We start from the raw sequence: 14,869 nt of genomic DNA on the forward strand, positions 1-14,869 counted from the left end.
GGTCGCGCTATTGCCGTTCCGCTTCGGGGCGTGAACGCCTATGATGCGAGCGTGGCCTGACGTGATCCTCGCAGGTGAGCACGCCGTCGATGTTCGTTCCCGAGACCGGGGTCTCGGCGACTGTTCGTCGAGTGCAGCTACCTGAATCACAGGATCGTCGGGCCGGACAAATCCAAAAGGCAGAGATAACTGCCGCAGCAATATTGAATGGGAGGATTTGATGGGGCGTTTCGCCTGGAATCTCATGGCCGCTTGCGCCGTAGCCGCATTGTCAACGGCCGCCTTGGCGCAGGCCCCGACCAGCGTCAAGATCGGTGTGTTGAACGACCAATCGGGTGTCTATGCGGACTTTGGCGGGAAAGGGTCTGTCGAAGCGGCCCGGATGGCCGTTGAGGATATGAAGTCTGAGCTCGGCGACCTTAAAGTCGAGATCGTCTCCGCTGACCATCAGAACAAGCCAGATATCGCGTCCAATATCGCGCGGCAGTGGTATGATGTCGACGGCGTCGATATGATTACGGAGCTGACGACGTCCTCGGTCGCGCTCGCGGTCCAGGACATCACCCGCGAAAAGAAGAAGATCAACATGGTGGTCGGCGCGGCCACCGCAGCGCTCACGGGTGCGTCCTGTTCGCCCTATGGCTTTCATTGGGCCTACGACACGCGTTCCCTCGCGGTGGGCACAGGCGGAGAGGTAGTGAAGGAGGGCGGCGACAGCTGGTTCTTCCTGACCGCAGATTACGCCTTCGGCCATCAGCTGGAAAAGGACACCAGCGACATCGTCAAACAGTCGGGCGGGAAGGTCCTCGGCGCGGTACGCCACCCCTTGAATACCTCTGATTTTTCGTCCTTCCTGCTGCAGGCACAGTCATCCGGCGCAAAGATCGTCGGATTGGCCAACGCTGGTCTGGACACGACGAATTCGATCAAGCAGGCGGCGGAATTCGGCTTGGTCGCCGGTGGCCAGCGTCTGGCGGGGATGCTGTTCACATTGGCGGAGGTCCATGGGCTTGGTTTGCAGGCGGCGCAGGGGCTGGTGCTGACAGAAGGCTTCTACTGGGACAAGGACGACAAGAGCCGCGCCTTTTCCAAGCGCTATCTCGAGCGCACCGGCCATATGCCGAACATGATCCACGCAGGGACGTACTCGACAGTCGTCAATTATCTCAAGGCTGTGAAGGCGGCAGGAACAAAGGATGCTGATGCTGTCGCACGCAAGATCCGTGAGACGCCCGTAGATGACAATTTTGCCAAGGGTAAGGTACTTCCCAACGGCCGGTTCGTCCATGACATGTATCTCTTCCAGGTGAAAGCGCCGAATGAATCGAAGGGGCCATGGGATTACTACAAGTTGCTCGGCACCATTCCCGGCGAAAAGGCCTTCTTCACGGTTGAAGAGTCGGGCTGCAAGCTGGCCGGCTAAACACAGGCCCCTCTCACATCGGGCGGCGTCCTGCCGCCCGATCGTCGCGGCTGTCGGATTGGTCCCTGGTCGGAGTGTCCATGAGCGCTGATTTCGTTCTGGAAGCCTTTAACTTGCGTCGGGAGTTCAAAGGGTTCGTTGCCGTCCGGGACGTGAATCTCAAGATACGACGCGGATCGATCCATGCCCTGATCGGTCCGAACGGGGCCGGCAAGACCACCGTATTCAATCTCATCACGAAGTTTCTGAAGCCGACGTCCGGCCGGATCATCTACGACGGCACGGACATCACGGCCGAAAAGCCCGCCCAGATCGCCCGTCGAGGCCTCGTCCGCTCGTTTCAGATCTCGGCCACCTTCCCGCACCTGACGGTGCTTCAGAACGTGCGGGTGGCCCTGCAGCGCAAGGCGGGTCTCGCCACGCAGCTCTGGCTTTCGGAGCGCGTGCTCACACGGCTCAATGGCCGAGCAGGCGAACTGATCGAGGCGGTGAACCTGCAAGATTATATCCATACCGAAGCGGCCGAATTGTCCTATGGGCGCAAGCGGGCGCTGGAATTCGCGACGACGCTCGCGCTCGAGCCCACGGTTCTCCTCCTAGATGAGCCGATGGCGGGTATGGGGCACGAGGACATCGACCGCATTGCGCAACTCGTGCAACAGGCGGCCGTCGGACGAACCATCCTGATGGTCGAGCACAATCTTTCAGTGGTCTCGCGGCTATGTGACACGATCAGTGTGCTTCAGCGCGGCGAAATCGTCGCCGAAGGCAATTATGCAACCGTCTCAGCCGATCCGCGCGTGCGCGAAGCCTATCTCGGCACGGAGGTGGGGTGAGATGGCGGATGCGTTGCTCTCTGTCGCCGGACTTGAGGCGTGGTACGGCGAGGCTCATGTGCTGCATGGCGTCACGCTGGATGTGCACGAGGGCGAGACCGTTACGCTGCTCGGCCGCAATGGTGCGGGCAAGACGAGCACGCTGCGGGCCATCATGGGGATGATCGGGCGGCGCACGGGCTCCATCCGTCACCGCGGTGCCGAGACAGTCAATCTCGCCTCACATTTCATTGCCCGCCGCGGTATTGGCTATGTGCCTGAGGAAAGAGGCATCTTTGCAAGCCTTACGGTCGCTGAAAATCTTGTTCTCCCCCCCGTTGTGGCGTCAGGCGGCATGACGGTGGAGGCAATCTACAGGCTCTTCCCAAATCTGGAAGAGCGCAAGGGGAGCCAGGGCACGAAACTCTCGGGCGGAGAGCAGCAGATGCTGGCCATAGCCCGCATCCTGCGGACGGGCGCGCGCTTCATTCTGCTGGACGAGCCCACGGAGGGGCTTGCGCCGGTCATCGTACAGCGCATCGGCGAGGTCATCAGAGCCCTGAAAAGTCAAGGCTATACCATTTTGCTCGTAGAGCAGAATTTCCGCTTCGCGCAGGGCGTGGCAGACCGCCACTATGTCATGGAGGATGGCCGCGTTGTTGCCCATCTCTCCAGCACAGAACTTCCTAACAGGATGGATGTCCTGCATACTTACCTGGGAGTGTAGCCGGTGATTTCCACGCAGCTCCTCTTTGGACAACTTTTGCTTGGGCTGATCAACGGATCGTTCTACGCGCTCATGTCGCTTGGGCTTGCTGTCATTTTCGGCATGATCAATGTCGTCAACTTCGCGCACGGTGCGCAGTACATGCTTGGCGCTTTCGCCGCCTGGCTACTGCTGCGGTTTGCAGGAATCGGATTCTGGCCAGCGCTTATCGTCGCCCCCCTGATCATCGGCCTGATCGGTATCGTGATCGAGCGCCTGATGCTGTCACGTCTGTACAAGGTGGATCATCTCTACGGCCTCCTTCTGACCTTCGGCCTAGCGCTGATCATTGAAGGTGGTTTCACCCACATCTATGGCACGTCAGGGCAGCAATATGCCGTACCGGCCGCGCTGACAGGCGGCTGGAATCTCGGCTTCATGTTCCTGCCCATCTATAGGGCCTTTGTGGTGCTGGCCTCGCTCATCTTGTGCATCGGGACCTGGCTCATTATCGAAAAGACGCGGATCGGCGCCTATCTCAGGGCGGCCACCGAAAATCCGGCCCTGGTTCAGGCATTCGGCGTCAACGTGCCTTTGCTGATGATGCTGACCTATGCGGGCGGCGTCGCTCTGGCGGGGCTTGCCGGCGTGCTGGCGGCACCGGTTTATCAGGTCAGTCCGCTGATGGGCAGCAACCTGATCATCATCGTGTTTGCGGTGGTGGTGATCGGCGGCCTCGGCTCGATCATGGGCGCGATCGTCTCCGGCTACGTGCTCGGCGTTTGTGAAGGCCTGACCAAGGTGTTCTATCCCGAAGCGTCGAATATCGTCGTCTTCGTCATCATGGCGATCGTGCTGCTGCTACGGCCGGCCGGGCTGTTCGGCAAGGGGGACTGAGACGATGGACAAAAAGGCTCGCCTTGCCCTCGGCGCCGTGCTCGTTGCTCTCGCGCTGGTCGCGCCTTTCCTGCTCTATCCAACTTTTGCGATGAAGCTGCTTTGTTTCGCGCTGTTTGCAGTGGCCTTCAATCTGCTGATCGGGTTCACGGGACTTCTGTCGTTCGGCCACGCGGCATTCTTCGGTACGGGAGGCTACATTGCGGCTCACACGGCCAAGGTTTGGGGCCTCACCCCGGAACTCGCGATCCTCACGGGCATGGTCGCAAGCGCCTTCTTTGGTTTGATCATCGGTTTCCTCGCAATCCGTCGCAAAGGTATCTATTTCGCCATGATTACCTTGGCGATGTCGCAGATGATCTTTTTCCTCTACCTGCAGGCGCGCTTCACGGGCGGGGAAGACGGCCTGCAGCGTGTGCCGCGGGGTCATCTCTTCGGACTGATCGACCTCAGTCATCCACTGGCGATGTACTATACAGTCCTCGGCATCTTCCTGATCGGTTTCTTCATCGTCTGGCGGGTGGTGCATTCGCCCTATGGCCAGGTCTTGAAAGCGATCCGCGAGCATGAACCGCGGGCGATCTCGCTCGGATATGATGTGGATCGCTACAAGCTGATCGTCTTCGTCATCTCCGCCACGATCGCCGGAATGGCCGGCGGAACCAAGGCGATCGTTTTCCAGTTGGCGTCGTTGACAGATGTCACGTGGCAGGCATCGGGACAGGTCGTTCTGATGACGTTGCTCGGCGGTATCGGAACGATGCTCGGGCCGGTCGTCGGTGCCTTTCTCGTTGTCTCGCTCGAAAATTACCTTGCCGCCTATGCCGTGCCCGTGCCGGTCGTCATCGGTGTTGTATTCGTGGCCTGTGTGCTCCTGTTTCGGCGTGGCATCGTCGGAGAAATTGAGCACCGTCTGGCGCGCAGCAGGAATTGAGTGCACGGGATAGGCTTTCGAGCGGTATTCTTACCGGGACCCGCCGAGAAAAACCGACAGCACATGTTTCAGGAGAGCCACCATGCATAGCATCGCCTTCATCGGCCTCGGCAACATGGGAGCGCCGATGGCGCTTAATCTGGTCAAGGCTGGTCACGATGTTCGCGGATACGATCTCCTGCCGGCAAACTGTGAAGCCGTGCGCGCTGGTGGCGTGGCGATTGCGGAGTCTGCGCCTGAGGCGGCTGACACGGCCGAGATCGTCATCACCATGCTGCCGGCCGGCAAGCATGTTCTGGCGGTCTGGAACGATGTGCTGGCGAAGCGCGATCCGGGAAAGCCGGGCCCGCTCCTCATCGATTGCTCCACCATCGACGTTGCCAGCTCACGGCAGGCCCATGAGCGCGGTCAGGCAGCGGGCTGCCTGACCCTTGATGCCCCCGTGTCCGGTGGAACTGTCGGAGCGGCTGCCGCCACGCTGACATTCATGTGCGGCGGCAGTGCGGAGGCCTTTGCGGCCGCCGAGCCTGTGCTCGCAACCATGGGGCGGCGCGTGGTGCATTGCGGGCCGAACGGCAACGGCCAAGCGGCGAAGATCTGCAACAACATGATCCTCGGCATCTCCATGATCGGCGTGTCGGAGGCCTTCGTGCTCGGCGAGAAGCTCGGTCTCTCTCCCCAAGCCCTATATGATGTTGCTTCGGTCTCTTCAGGCCAGTGCTGGGCACTGACCACCAATTGTCCTGTGCCTGGCCCCCTGCCCACGTCACCGGCCAACCGGGGTTACAAGCCCGGCTTCGCTACGGCGTTGATGCTGAAGGATTTGACGCTGGCCCAGGAAGCGGCCGCCGCGGTACATGCCGCCACGCCGTTGGGGCTCGAGGCGGCAGCGCTCTACAACACGTTCGCGGCTCAGGGCCATGGCAACCTCGACTTCTCCGCGATCATCGAGTTCCTGCGCCGGCGCAGCGGGGATACGTCCACGCCGGGGAGCTCCGGCGTGGCGCCCTGAGGGGCTGGGCATCTGACGAAAAAGGGCGGCCGAAGCCGCCCTTTCCTGCTCATGGAGAGCTCGCGCTCAAACCTTGCCGAACGAGAGATTGTCCGGGCGCAGATCCATGAAATAGAAGGTTGTCGGACGCCAGGCGATCGACTTCTTGATCGCGTAGGCCTCGCTCGGCTGGTAGAGGATCGTAGCCGGGGCCTCGTCTTCCCAGATGTCGAGCATCTCGGTGAAGAGCGCCTTGCGCTTGGCGGGATCCGTCTCCGCTTCCAAGGCGCGGCCGGCCTTGTTGAAGGCGTCGGCGGATTGCCAGAAGCCCTGCTTCTGGATCTCGCCGTCGGCGCCCCAGGCCACCCAGATGGCTCCGAGCGGATCGGGCAGGCGCGTCGAGTTCGACCAGTTGAAGATCTGTGCACCGGGACCGCGCTGCTGCGTGGAGTTCTCGATGACTTGTAGTGAGGCGTTGATGCCGACAGCCTTCCATTGTTCGATAAGGATCTGGCCCGCTTCAAGCGCGTTCGTATAGTAATTCGCCTGCGTGCGATAGACGATCGGCTCGCCGTTGTAGCCGGCTTCCTTCAGCAGCGCCTTCGCCTTCTCCGGGTCGAAGGGCAGTTTGCGGCCTTCGACGAACATCTGGCCGTATTCCGGGAAATTGTGACTCTGAGGAACGAGCGCCGTGCCCTGCCACAGGCTGTCTACGAGCGCCTGCCGATCGATAGAGGCGACCAGCGCTTGTCGAATGCGCTTGTCGGACAGCACCTTGTCCTTCTCGTTGAAAGCAAGAACGTGGACATTGGCGAGGACGACCGAGCGAACGTCGATGTCCTTGTAGTCGCCTACCACGCTCATCTGGTCCGGCGGAATATTGGTGATCAGATCGTAGTCCCCCGCAACGAGGCCCGCGACGCGCGCCGCCAGTTCCGGGACGCGCTTGAAGGTCACGCGCTTGGCGGTGGGGCGGCCCATGAAGTAATCATCGAAGGCATCGAGCACAGTGGCTTCCGACGCGCTGTGATTGACGACCTTATAGGGGCCGGTCGCCACTGGCTTCTTGGAATAGGCCTCGAAGCCCATTTCCTCATAAGCACGCTTGTTGACGATCCACGCGCACCAGGACGCAAGGCGCTGCTCGAGCAGCACATCCGGAACCCGGGTGCGGAAACGGACGGTGTAGCGGTCGATCGGCTCGACGCTGGCCAGAACGCCAAAATAGGGTTTGCCGCCAGGGATCTGCGCCTTGTCGCCCCAGAGGCGACCGTCGCGGAAGGTATAGGCCACATCTTCCGAGGTCAGCTCGTCACCATTGTGGAACTTCACGCCTTCGCGGAGCGTCACGACAAGTTCCGACGGGGAGACGCGCTCCCATTTGGTGGCGAGATGCGGCTTCAGCTCCGAGCCGCCGCCGTCCGGCGAGCCAAGAAAATCGCGCCGGATCAGCGTGTCGAAGATCGAATAGGTCACGCGTGTGCCGACATTGGAGAGCTCGCGCGCCGGTTCGAGCGTTGCCGGGAGGTCGGCAACTGCGATCGTGAAGTTTGGGCGGTCACCAGTGGCCGCAAAGCCACGGGTCGCGCTCATCAGGAAAGGAGCCGCGACGGCTCCTTCCAGAAGGCGGCGGCGTGTAAGGGAAACCATGGTCAACTCCTTTGAAGTGTATGGATGATCTGCGCCGATAGTTGGCGTACTCGTGAAATGCGGGGCGCGCCTGGTGCCCCGCGTGGGGTTACGAGCGGCCGGAGGCGATGAGCCGTGGGTCATCGAGAAGGATGGCGTCGGGCGCGATGGCCGCGAGCCCCTCAAGCCCCTCGTGATCGATATGCCCGACTGGGAAGGGCGGATATTCGCCAGGCAAGGGTTGGCTCCGCGGCTGGCCCACCATGACCGCGAGGCGCAGGCCTTCCGCGCGCGCAGACTCGGCCCGCGGGGCGGTAGCGGCACCTTCCCACAGCCGGAACCAGTCGGCACCTGCGCGCCGCGCCTCGGGCGCTGAATCCGGATCATCGAGGAATGCGAGGATATTGACCGCGTCCGAACGCATCCGGGCGGCTTCGATCAGCGATAGATTGCGCAAGCCGAGCATGGTGCGCTCGATAGCCTCGCGTTCCGCCAGGAGCGCCATGATGGGAGCGAGGATCGCGCTGTCGGTGATCTTCACATCGAGAAGGACGCCTAACCCCCTGGAAACCGTAAGCGCTTCGTCGAGCGTCATCACGGCCGGGAGGCAGTGGCGCAAGTCGCGGAGGCTTAGCGTACTGACCTGGCGCGGGTCTCCCGCAAGCCGTGAGAGATCGGCATCGTGCACGCAGACCAGAGCACCATCGGCTGTACGTCGCACATCCGTCTCGACAGCATGCGCCCCGGCACTGCGCGCTGCGACAAAGGCGGCCGGGGTATTCTCAGACGCCAGCAGGGCGCCTCCGCGGTGAGCAATGACGAGTGGAGGCGCCGCAGGCTCCATCCAGGCAAAGGCCATGTCGGTTTATCCTCGGTCGACGGTTGGATCGAGACGGTCGCGCAGCCAGTCGCCGAAGAGGCTCATCGCGAGCGTCGTCAGGAAAATGGCACAGCCCGGAAAAACGGCGATCCACCAGGCATTCAGGAGGTAGCGCCTGCCTTCTCCCAACATGAGGCCGAGCGATGTCCCCGGCGGCTGCACCCCGAGGCCGAGGAAGGAGAGGGAGGTCTCCAGAAGGATGGTGCCTGGAAAGTTCAGCGTCGCCTGCACGACGAGTGCCGCGACGATGTTCGGCAGGAGGTGCTTGAGGATGACCCGGCCGGAACGCGCGCCGAGGGCCTCGACGGCATTGATATAGTCGCTCGTCTGTTCAGACACCACGAGACCGCGGGCGAGCCGTGTGTATTTCTCCCACCCGTCGAGGCTGACGAGGATGATGAACAGAAAGACATTGTTGCCGAAGAAAGCAAGCATTGTCAGGGCGAGCAGCAACGCGGGGATTGCCGCCTGCGTATCGACGAGCATCATGATCGCCTGGTCGGGCCAGCCTCGCAGCCGCGCAGCGATGAAGCCGAGTAGGGTGCCGAAGACGGCGCCAGTCAGCGTGCCGAGAACTGCGATCAGGATTGATGTGCGGATCGCGTAGATGAGCCGGCTCAGGATATCGCGGCCGAGCTGGTCGGTGCCGAGATAATAGGTGAAATCACCTTGCACACTCATCGGCGGCCGCAGCCGCGCGGCGAGATTCTGCGCGGTATAGTGAGCTGGCGCCAACCATTCGGCGAAGATGGCGACGAGGACCATGAGCACGAGAAAGGCGGCCGATACGATCACGACCGGCGACATGCCGAGAGAGGCGGAGGGGCGTCCGACTGGCGCCGAAGTATCGAGCGTCGCCATTACGCCTGGGCTCCCGAGGCTTTGCTGAAGCCGCCGAGGCGCGGATCGATCAGAATATGGAGGACGTCGACCAGGAGGTTTGCCAACACCATGATCAGGGTAATCGTGATGATCACCGCCTGCACCACCGGCAGATCTCGGGTCGCCACGGAGTCGACGAGCAGGCGGCCGATGCCCGGCCAGGCGAAGATGGTCTCGACAACGGCGCTGCCGGCAAGAATGTTGCCGATTTCGATGCCCAGAAACATCAACAGCGGCACGGACGCATTAGGAAGCGCATGGCGAACGATGACGCCGACCGGCATCACGCCACGACCACGAGCAGCTCGGATGAAGGGTTTGCCGAGAACTTCCAGCGTCGATGTGCGGGCAAAGCGGGCAAGGCGGCCCGCGAGGGGGAGGCCGAGCGTAACGACGGGCAGGATAAGATGAATAAGGCTATCGGAGCCCGCGGATGGAAGCACCCTGAGCTTTAGCGCAAAGAGGAGGATCAGCAGGATGCCGAGAAAGAAGACGGGTACGGCATAACCAAAGACGGCCGATGCCATCGCCAGCCTGTCAATCGCGCTGTTATGCTTGAGAGCGGCCACAATCCCGAGCGGGAGGCCAATGACGAGTGCCAACAAAAGAGATGAGAAGCCGAGGAGGGCGGTATTCGGCAAGGCCTCGATCACTGCATCGAAAGCGGGGCGGTCGTCCGCGAAAGATAAGCCAAAATCTCCGCGCAGCGCGCTGGTAAAATATCGGATATACTGGTCGTATATTGGCTGATCAAGGCCCCACAATTCACTGTAGTAGGCACGTACTTCAGGAGGGGTATCAACGGAAAGCATGATCTCGGCGGGGTCGCCCGCCAGCCGTAAAGTAATGAACACGGCTGAAACACAGATGAATAGCGTGAGAACGGCGCGAGCCGCCCGCACAGCCAGAAAGCGCAGCATGGTGAAACCAATCAGATTCTGGTGTCCATATGAAAGGACCTATGTGCTCTCTGTTCCACGACAGCCATATGACAGCCCTTGCCGCGGTGCGACTCCAGGCCCGGCCGTCCCCCGAACATTCTGCAGACGGGAGCGACTTGTCGGCTAAACCATGTTTCACTCCAAGATGCCGTCTCAGGCGCGTAGCGCTGCTGCCGGTGATTGCCGATAGGCGAGGACGGCGGGGATCAGCGCCAGGAGCGCCGCGAAGACGACGAGGAGCAGCGCGGACCAGAGATCGCTTCGGGCGAACTCCACGGGCAGCCTGACACCGCTGCCTTGGGTCACGAGCGCGGACAACGCAAGCGCTGCGGCATAACCAAAGACGAAGCCCAGCGCGATCCCGACGAGGATCAGCAGGAAAGGCTCCAGCCAGACGATGAGCGAGACTGACAGTTGGGGTGCGCCAAGCGCACGGAGCGCGCCGATCTGTCGGCGACGCTGGGAGAGATGAAGGATCGTCACGAGCACGAGGGAGGCGGCAACCAAAGCCTGCGCGCCGATCGCGACGGCGGTGAGGACGAGCTTTGCATCACCCAGCGTTGCATAGAGCCGTGTCAAGACCTCACCGGGAAAGACCGCCAAGGATGTCTCGCTGCGATAATCCTGGCGTAGACGATAGGCATCAGCGATAGATTTGGGCTTGACGAGAACAGCTGGGATGCCGGGGGTGCCAGCGCCGAAGTCCTCGTTCAGCGTTGCCAACTGGGCCTCGCCCTGATGATGTTCTTCTTCGCTCGCGTGGGTGCCCTCGCTTCCATGGGCGTGGTCCTGCTGGCCCACCTCCCCATGATCGCCATAGGCGTTCTTGCCATCGACACCTTCGCCGTTGTGACCTTCACCGGCAGGCTCATGGTCATGCCCGGCGTGGTCGTGCGCTTCCGCCATTCCATGGATGTGCCAGACGGCGCTGATCGGCACAAAAATGGCACGGTCCCATGGCGTTCCGGTCGGAGCCAGCTTGCCGACGACTGTATAGGCAAGTTCCGTATGGGTATGGCCACCGGTTTCGGCCGTACCGTGCACGGGCTTGATGACAGTATCCATTGGAAGATCAACGGCAGATCCGATCACTGCCTCGGTTTCCGAGGCGAAGAGACGGCCGGCTGAAAATCCTGATGACGTGTTCTGGACAAGGGTGGACGTCGTTCCGATGATGGGATACCCGGAAAAACTGTCGCCGAAGCCGACGGGCGCAGCCCAGACAACGCGCGGATCTTTTGTCAGATCCGCCAGGACGCCGCCACGGAGCAACGGCAAGGCTGCCGGCTGCAGAAAGACCGTGGACAGAAGAAGCTGGGTTTCGCTGCCGGGCGCGCCGATGATAACATCGAACTTGTCGGCAGCGCGCGCACTGCCGAGGCGCAGGGCGCGCTCCTGCAGAGTGACGGTGACGCCGAGCGCCGTCGCGAGGGCGACAAGGGCAATGATCACGATGGAGCCTGCCCAGAAGCGTCGCAAATCGGCGAGGATGAAGTGAAGCACAGCTGTCCCCTGGCTAGCACCGCGCCGTGTCAGCGACGATGCGTCCGTTCGCGAGCTCGATCCGTCGTTCGAAGCGCGCAATCAGGCGCTTGTCGTGCGATACGGTGATCAGTGTACTTTTCTCCGCCGTTGCCAGTTCGAAGATGAGGTCGCCAACCGCCTTGCCGTTGTCTTCATCGAGGCTGGCCGTCGGCTCATCCGCGACAATGATCGAGGGCTTGCGCAGGAGCGCACGGGCCACGGCGACGCGCTGCATCTCGCCCCGCGACATCGTCTCGACGCGTTGCTGCGGCTGCTTGAGCCCGGCGCGCTCGAGAAGATCACGCGCACGTTGCACATGCTGGGGCATGGTCGCGAAGGCAAGGCGTGCGGGAAGCAGTACGTTGTCCAATGCGGAGAGGCCAGGAAACAGGTGGAAATCCTGCATCACGAGGCCAATGGTCTCACCACGCCAACGGTCGCGCTCACCTTGCGAGAGGGTGCCGAGATCCGTGCTGTTCCACGTGATGCGTCCTTTGCTCGCGCGTTCGAGGCCGGTCACCAAATTGACGAACGTGCTCTTTCCAGATCCCGAAGCTCCGGCGATGGCGACCCGCGTTCCCGCTTCGATCCTGAGGCTCGCAATGCTCAGCACGGGTGCCGTGAGTCCCGGGAAAATCATCTCGACGCCATTGAGGCACAGATCGTGAAGCGCCATCAGACGATACTGTATTGAGCATCACGCAGGCGTAGAAGGCTGACGAAACCGGTCTCCGGATCGGTCCAGGATCCAGTTTCGAGCTTGCCATGAACTTCTATCGTCGTGCTCGGCTGAACAAAGGTCTGCTTGTCGCCGAGATAGACCACGACGATATCGTCGGGCCAATCAGCGTCTGACGAACAAAAGGGGCAAAGCGCCATCGGAATCTTTGTCAAAACGAAAAAGTTCGCTTCAGCTTTCAACGGCGGTGCCATGAATCCGCGCATCGCCACCGTTCGGCCCTTCAACGCATTGACCTTCGCCGAGAATTCGAGCCCGAGCACGCCGACCTTCCCGTAGAGCTCCTCGAATGTGAGGCTTGGCGCCGCAGCCCAAACCCTGGAGGCCCAGGCAGCGGCGGTTGTTCCGGCGAGCGTTCCCAGGATCTGGCGGCGCGTTGGGGCTGCGATGGTCTTTATCTTGGACATCGATGTCACTAATGTTTGCCAGTTTCCACGAATACAAACACACCCGGATGCGTGCCCGGGTGTGTTCATAGCCGTCGACGGGATTACTGCGTCTGCTTTACGCCGAGCGCCATGACATCGGCGAGGATCCGATAAACATCGCTCTGTTCCATGTAGCCTTTGAAGCTTTCAGAACCTGGGCCCGATGACTGCAGCACGACGTCGTCGACCGCATGGACGCCGGTGTCGTTGTCGCGCGGGATGTTGCCCGCGACAAAAACGGCGCCGGGCACGTCCTTGTAAGCCTCGTTGGCCACATATTCCTTCTTCTCGTTCTGGATAGCCGGAACGAAGGGGCCATCGAGCTTCGGGCGATAGGTCTCGTAGTGATCCGGGCCGTTGTTGGCGTTCAGGAACAGACGACGGGACACGTCGACGCGATCCGGATATCCATCGCCATTGCTATCCACATAGTTCGGGAAGCCCGCGGAGGCATAAGTGCCAACCTTCTCGCGCATTTCATCGCCGGCCTTGCTGTCGTCAACTGTACCGATGATCGACACGCCGTGGGTATGATCGCCCGTCACGATGATCAGTGTGTCAGGGTTCTTGGCCGCGAAGTCGCGCGCCACACCGACGGCCTTGTCGAACTCGATGGTGTCGATGGCTGCGCGATCCCAATCGAGCGGATGGGACATCTTGTCGATATTGGCCGCCTCGACCATCAGGAAGAAGCCATCGGGATTCTTCGACAGTTGGTTGAGCGCGGCCTGCGTCATTTCAACAAGACCGGGCTGGTTCGGGAACTTGTCGACCGTGCCCTTCTTCAGGAACTCACGGTCGAGCGTGGAGTCGAGATTGGCGGTGTGGAACAGGCCGAGCACTTTGCCCGTGTTTGTTCCGGCGACGTGAGCGAGCTCGGCCTTGTCGGTGGCAAGCGCGTAACCCGCATCCCGGAAAGATTTTATGAAATCCTTCTCGTCCTTGCGCTTCGAGCCAGGCGTTGTCTTCGGCAGGAAATAGGCGGAGCCACCGCCGAGCACGACGTCCGGCTTAATCTCGAACATCATCTCGGTGATCTCGGCCTTGTCGGCGCGCTTGCGGGTGTGGGCGACGACGGCGGCCGGTGTCGCGTCCTGCAGCTCCGACGTGCTTACGATGCCGATTGACTTCTTCGTCTGGCGGCGCAGGGCCTCGGCCAGCGTCTCCACCCTGGGATCGTCGAGACTGTCGGGGGTGCGGTCGGCATAGACGCCCAGCGCGTTGACGGCCGTCTTGTGTCCAGTCATGTAGGCGGACATCGTGTTGGCGCTGTCGGTCGCCACAGCCTCGGTCGAGGACGTGCCGATGAAGGCCATGTGGTCGAGGTCGTCCATGTTCAGACGGCCATTCGCCTTACCCTCCATCATGCCCTTGGACATGATGCGGGCAGCCGTGCGGTGGGCAACCGAGAGGCCATCGCCGATCAGGAAGATTACGTTCTTGGCCTTCGGCTTGTCGCCGGTATTGTAGACGTCCCAGGTGATGCTCTTCGTTTGGGAACCTGCCGACACATCGACCTTGTAGGCACCGGGAGTGGCGAGCGAGAGGCCGCGCAGGATGAGCGCAGAGCCGAGCACCTTGTCCTTTGCACCCTTTTCCTCGGCCACGAACTCGGCTTCCTTGCCGAAGACGGTCTTGTAGTCCTGGCCGTTGACGGTAACCTTGATGTCCTCGGGCTTCACCACACCGTCGAACTCAACCTTGAAATCGAAAGGCGAGGAGGTGAGGATGGTCGCGCGATCCAGCGGGTAGACCGTGGCTGCTTCGGCGGCGCCGGCAAGGGCCGTGGTCGCGAGCAGTGCGACAAGAAACTGCTTCATGGGTGCCTCGTAGAGCATCGGATGATCGATGCCGGGCGTATAGCCCCTCCACATGACAACTCTATTGCGGACTGAAAAGCTTACCCGGCAACGTATCCGCGGCTGAGAGGCAAAAAGTTGGAAGCCGGTGCTCCCGCTTTTGTGAAACCGGCCAGGGCGGTCGGCAGTGCGCCCCCGTCCAAACGCCCTCCCAACCGTGTGAATTACCCGTGAAGGATTGATCAGGATCAACCCTGCAGAAAGCTGACACCTTACGGTTC

At 61.5% G+C, this 14,869-nt stretch carries 14 protein-coding genes; 6 read left to right on the plus strand and 8 right to left on the minus strand.

Annotation, left to right across the window (positions count from 1 at the left end):
* The first annotated feature begins 244 nt into the window (after window positions 1-244).
* The 6 genes from KIO76_RS27030 (at window position 245) to mmsB (ending at window position 5,787) form a co-directional block, all read left to right on the plus strand.
* Window positions 245-1,423, plus strand: coding sequence for an ABC transporter substrate-binding protein (locus tag KIO76_RS27030; protein WP_249730187.1), 1,179 nt, complete (start codon window positions 245-247; stop codon window positions 1,421-1,423).
* Window positions 1,424-1,503: 80 nt separating this feature from the next.
* Window positions 1,504-2,259 carry an ABC transporter ATP-binding protein gene (locus tag KIO76_RS27035; RefSeq protein WP_213326661.1) on the plus strand — a complete coding sequence of 252 codons (756 nt, stop codon included), beginning with the start codon at window positions 1,504-1,506 and terminating at the stop codon, window positions 2,257-2,259.
* Between the two features lies 1 nt (window position 2,260).
* The gene (locus KIO76_RS27040) at window positions 2,261-2,965 is read left to right on the plus strand and encodes an ABC transporter ATP-binding protein (protein ID WP_213326662.1); all 705 of its coding nucleotides are present in this window, start codon (window positions 2,261-2,263) and stop codon (window positions 2,963-2,965) included.
* 3 nt (window positions 2,966-2,968) lie between these two features.
* Window positions 2,969-3,841 carry a branched-chain amino acid ABC transporter permease gene (locus KIO76_RS27045; protein ID WP_291975894.1) on the plus strand — a complete coding sequence of 291 codons (873 nt, stop codon included), beginning with the start codon at window positions 2,969-2,971 and terminating at the stop codon, window positions 3,839-3,841.
* Window positions 3,842-3,845: 4 nt separating this feature from the next.
* On the plus strand, window positions 3,846-4,775 hold the full coding sequence (locus KIO76_RS27050; RefSeq protein WP_213326663.1) for a branched-chain amino acid ABC transporter permease: 930 nt from the start codon (window positions 3,846-3,848) through the stop codon (window positions 4,773-4,775).
* Window positions 4,776-4,857: 82 nt separating this feature from the next.
* Window positions 4,858-5,787 (plus strand): 3-hydroxyisobutyrate dehydrogenase, encoded by a 930-nt coding sequence (gene mmsB, locus KIO76_RS27055; RefSeq protein WP_213326664.1) that lies wholly within the window; start codon window positions 4,858-4,860, stop codon window positions 5,785-5,787.
* A 66-nt stretch (window positions 5,788-5,853) separates the two neighbouring features.
* Here mmsB and KIO76_RS27060 read toward each other — a convergent pair whose 3' ends face one another.
* The 8 genes from KIO76_RS27060 to KIO76_RS27095 form a co-directional block, all read right to left on the minus strand.
* Window positions 5,854-7,416 carry an ABC transporter substrate-binding protein gene (locus KIO76_RS27060; protein ID WP_213326665.1) on the minus strand — a complete coding sequence of 521 codons (1,563 nt, stop codon included), beginning with the start codon at window positions 7,414-7,416 and terminating at the stop codon, window positions 5,854-5,856.
* Between the two features lie 88 nt (window positions 7,417-7,504).
* Window positions 7,505-8,254 carry a glycerophosphodiester phosphodiesterase gene (locus tag KIO76_RS27065; protein WP_213326666.1) on the minus strand — a complete coding sequence of 250 codons (750 nt, stop codon included), beginning with the start codon at window positions 8,252-8,254 and terminating at the stop codon, window positions 7,505-7,507.
* A gap of 6 nt (window positions 8,255-8,260) precedes the next feature.
* Window positions 8,261-9,136, minus strand: a complete 876-nt coding sequence (locus tag KIO76_RS27070; protein WP_213326667.1) for an ABC transporter permease — start codon at window positions 9,134-9,136, stop codon at window positions 8,261-8,263.
* Window positions 9,136-10,077, minus strand: coding sequence for an ABC transporter permease (locus KIO76_RS27075; protein ID WP_213326668.1), 942 nt, complete (start codon window positions 10,075-10,077; stop codon window positions 9,136-9,138). Before KIO76_RS27075 ends, KIO76_RS27070 begins: the two co-directional genes overlap by 1 nt.
* 174 nt (window positions 10,078-10,251) lie before the next feature.
* Entirely contained in the window at window positions 10,252-11,601 is a 1,350-nt protein-coding gene (locus tag KIO76_RS27080) for an FtsX-like permease family protein (RefSeq protein WP_213326669.1), read from the minus strand.
* A 13-nt stretch (window positions 11,602-11,614) separates the two neighbouring features.
* The gene (locus tag KIO76_RS27085; RefSeq protein ID WP_213326670.1) at window positions 11,615-12,298 is read right to left on the minus strand and encodes an ABC transporter ATP-binding protein; all 684 of its coding nucleotides are present in this window, start codon (window positions 12,296-12,298) and stop codon (window positions 11,615-11,617) included.
* A complete protein-coding gene (locus KIO76_RS27090) occupies window positions 12,298-12,768 on the minus strand; it encodes a hypothetical protein (RefSeq protein ID WP_213326671.1) in 471 nt (156 codons plus the stop codon). The genes KIO76_RS27085 and KIO76_RS27090 overlap by 1 nt, the downstream gene beginning before the upstream one ends.
* An 83-nt stretch (window positions 12,769-12,851) precedes the next feature.
* The gene (locus tag KIO76_RS27095) at window positions 12,852-14,609 is read right to left on the minus strand and encodes an alkaline phosphatase (RefSeq protein WP_213326672.1); all 1,758 of its coding nucleotides are present in this window, start codon (window positions 14,607-14,609) and stop codon (window positions 12,852-12,854) included.
* Window positions 14,610-14,869 lie beyond the last annotated feature (260 nt).

This window comes from Chelatococcus sp. YT9 (assembly GCF_018398315.1).
Lineage (GTDB): Bacteria > Pseudomonadota > Alphaproteobacteria > Rhizobiales > Beijerinckiaceae > Chelatococcus.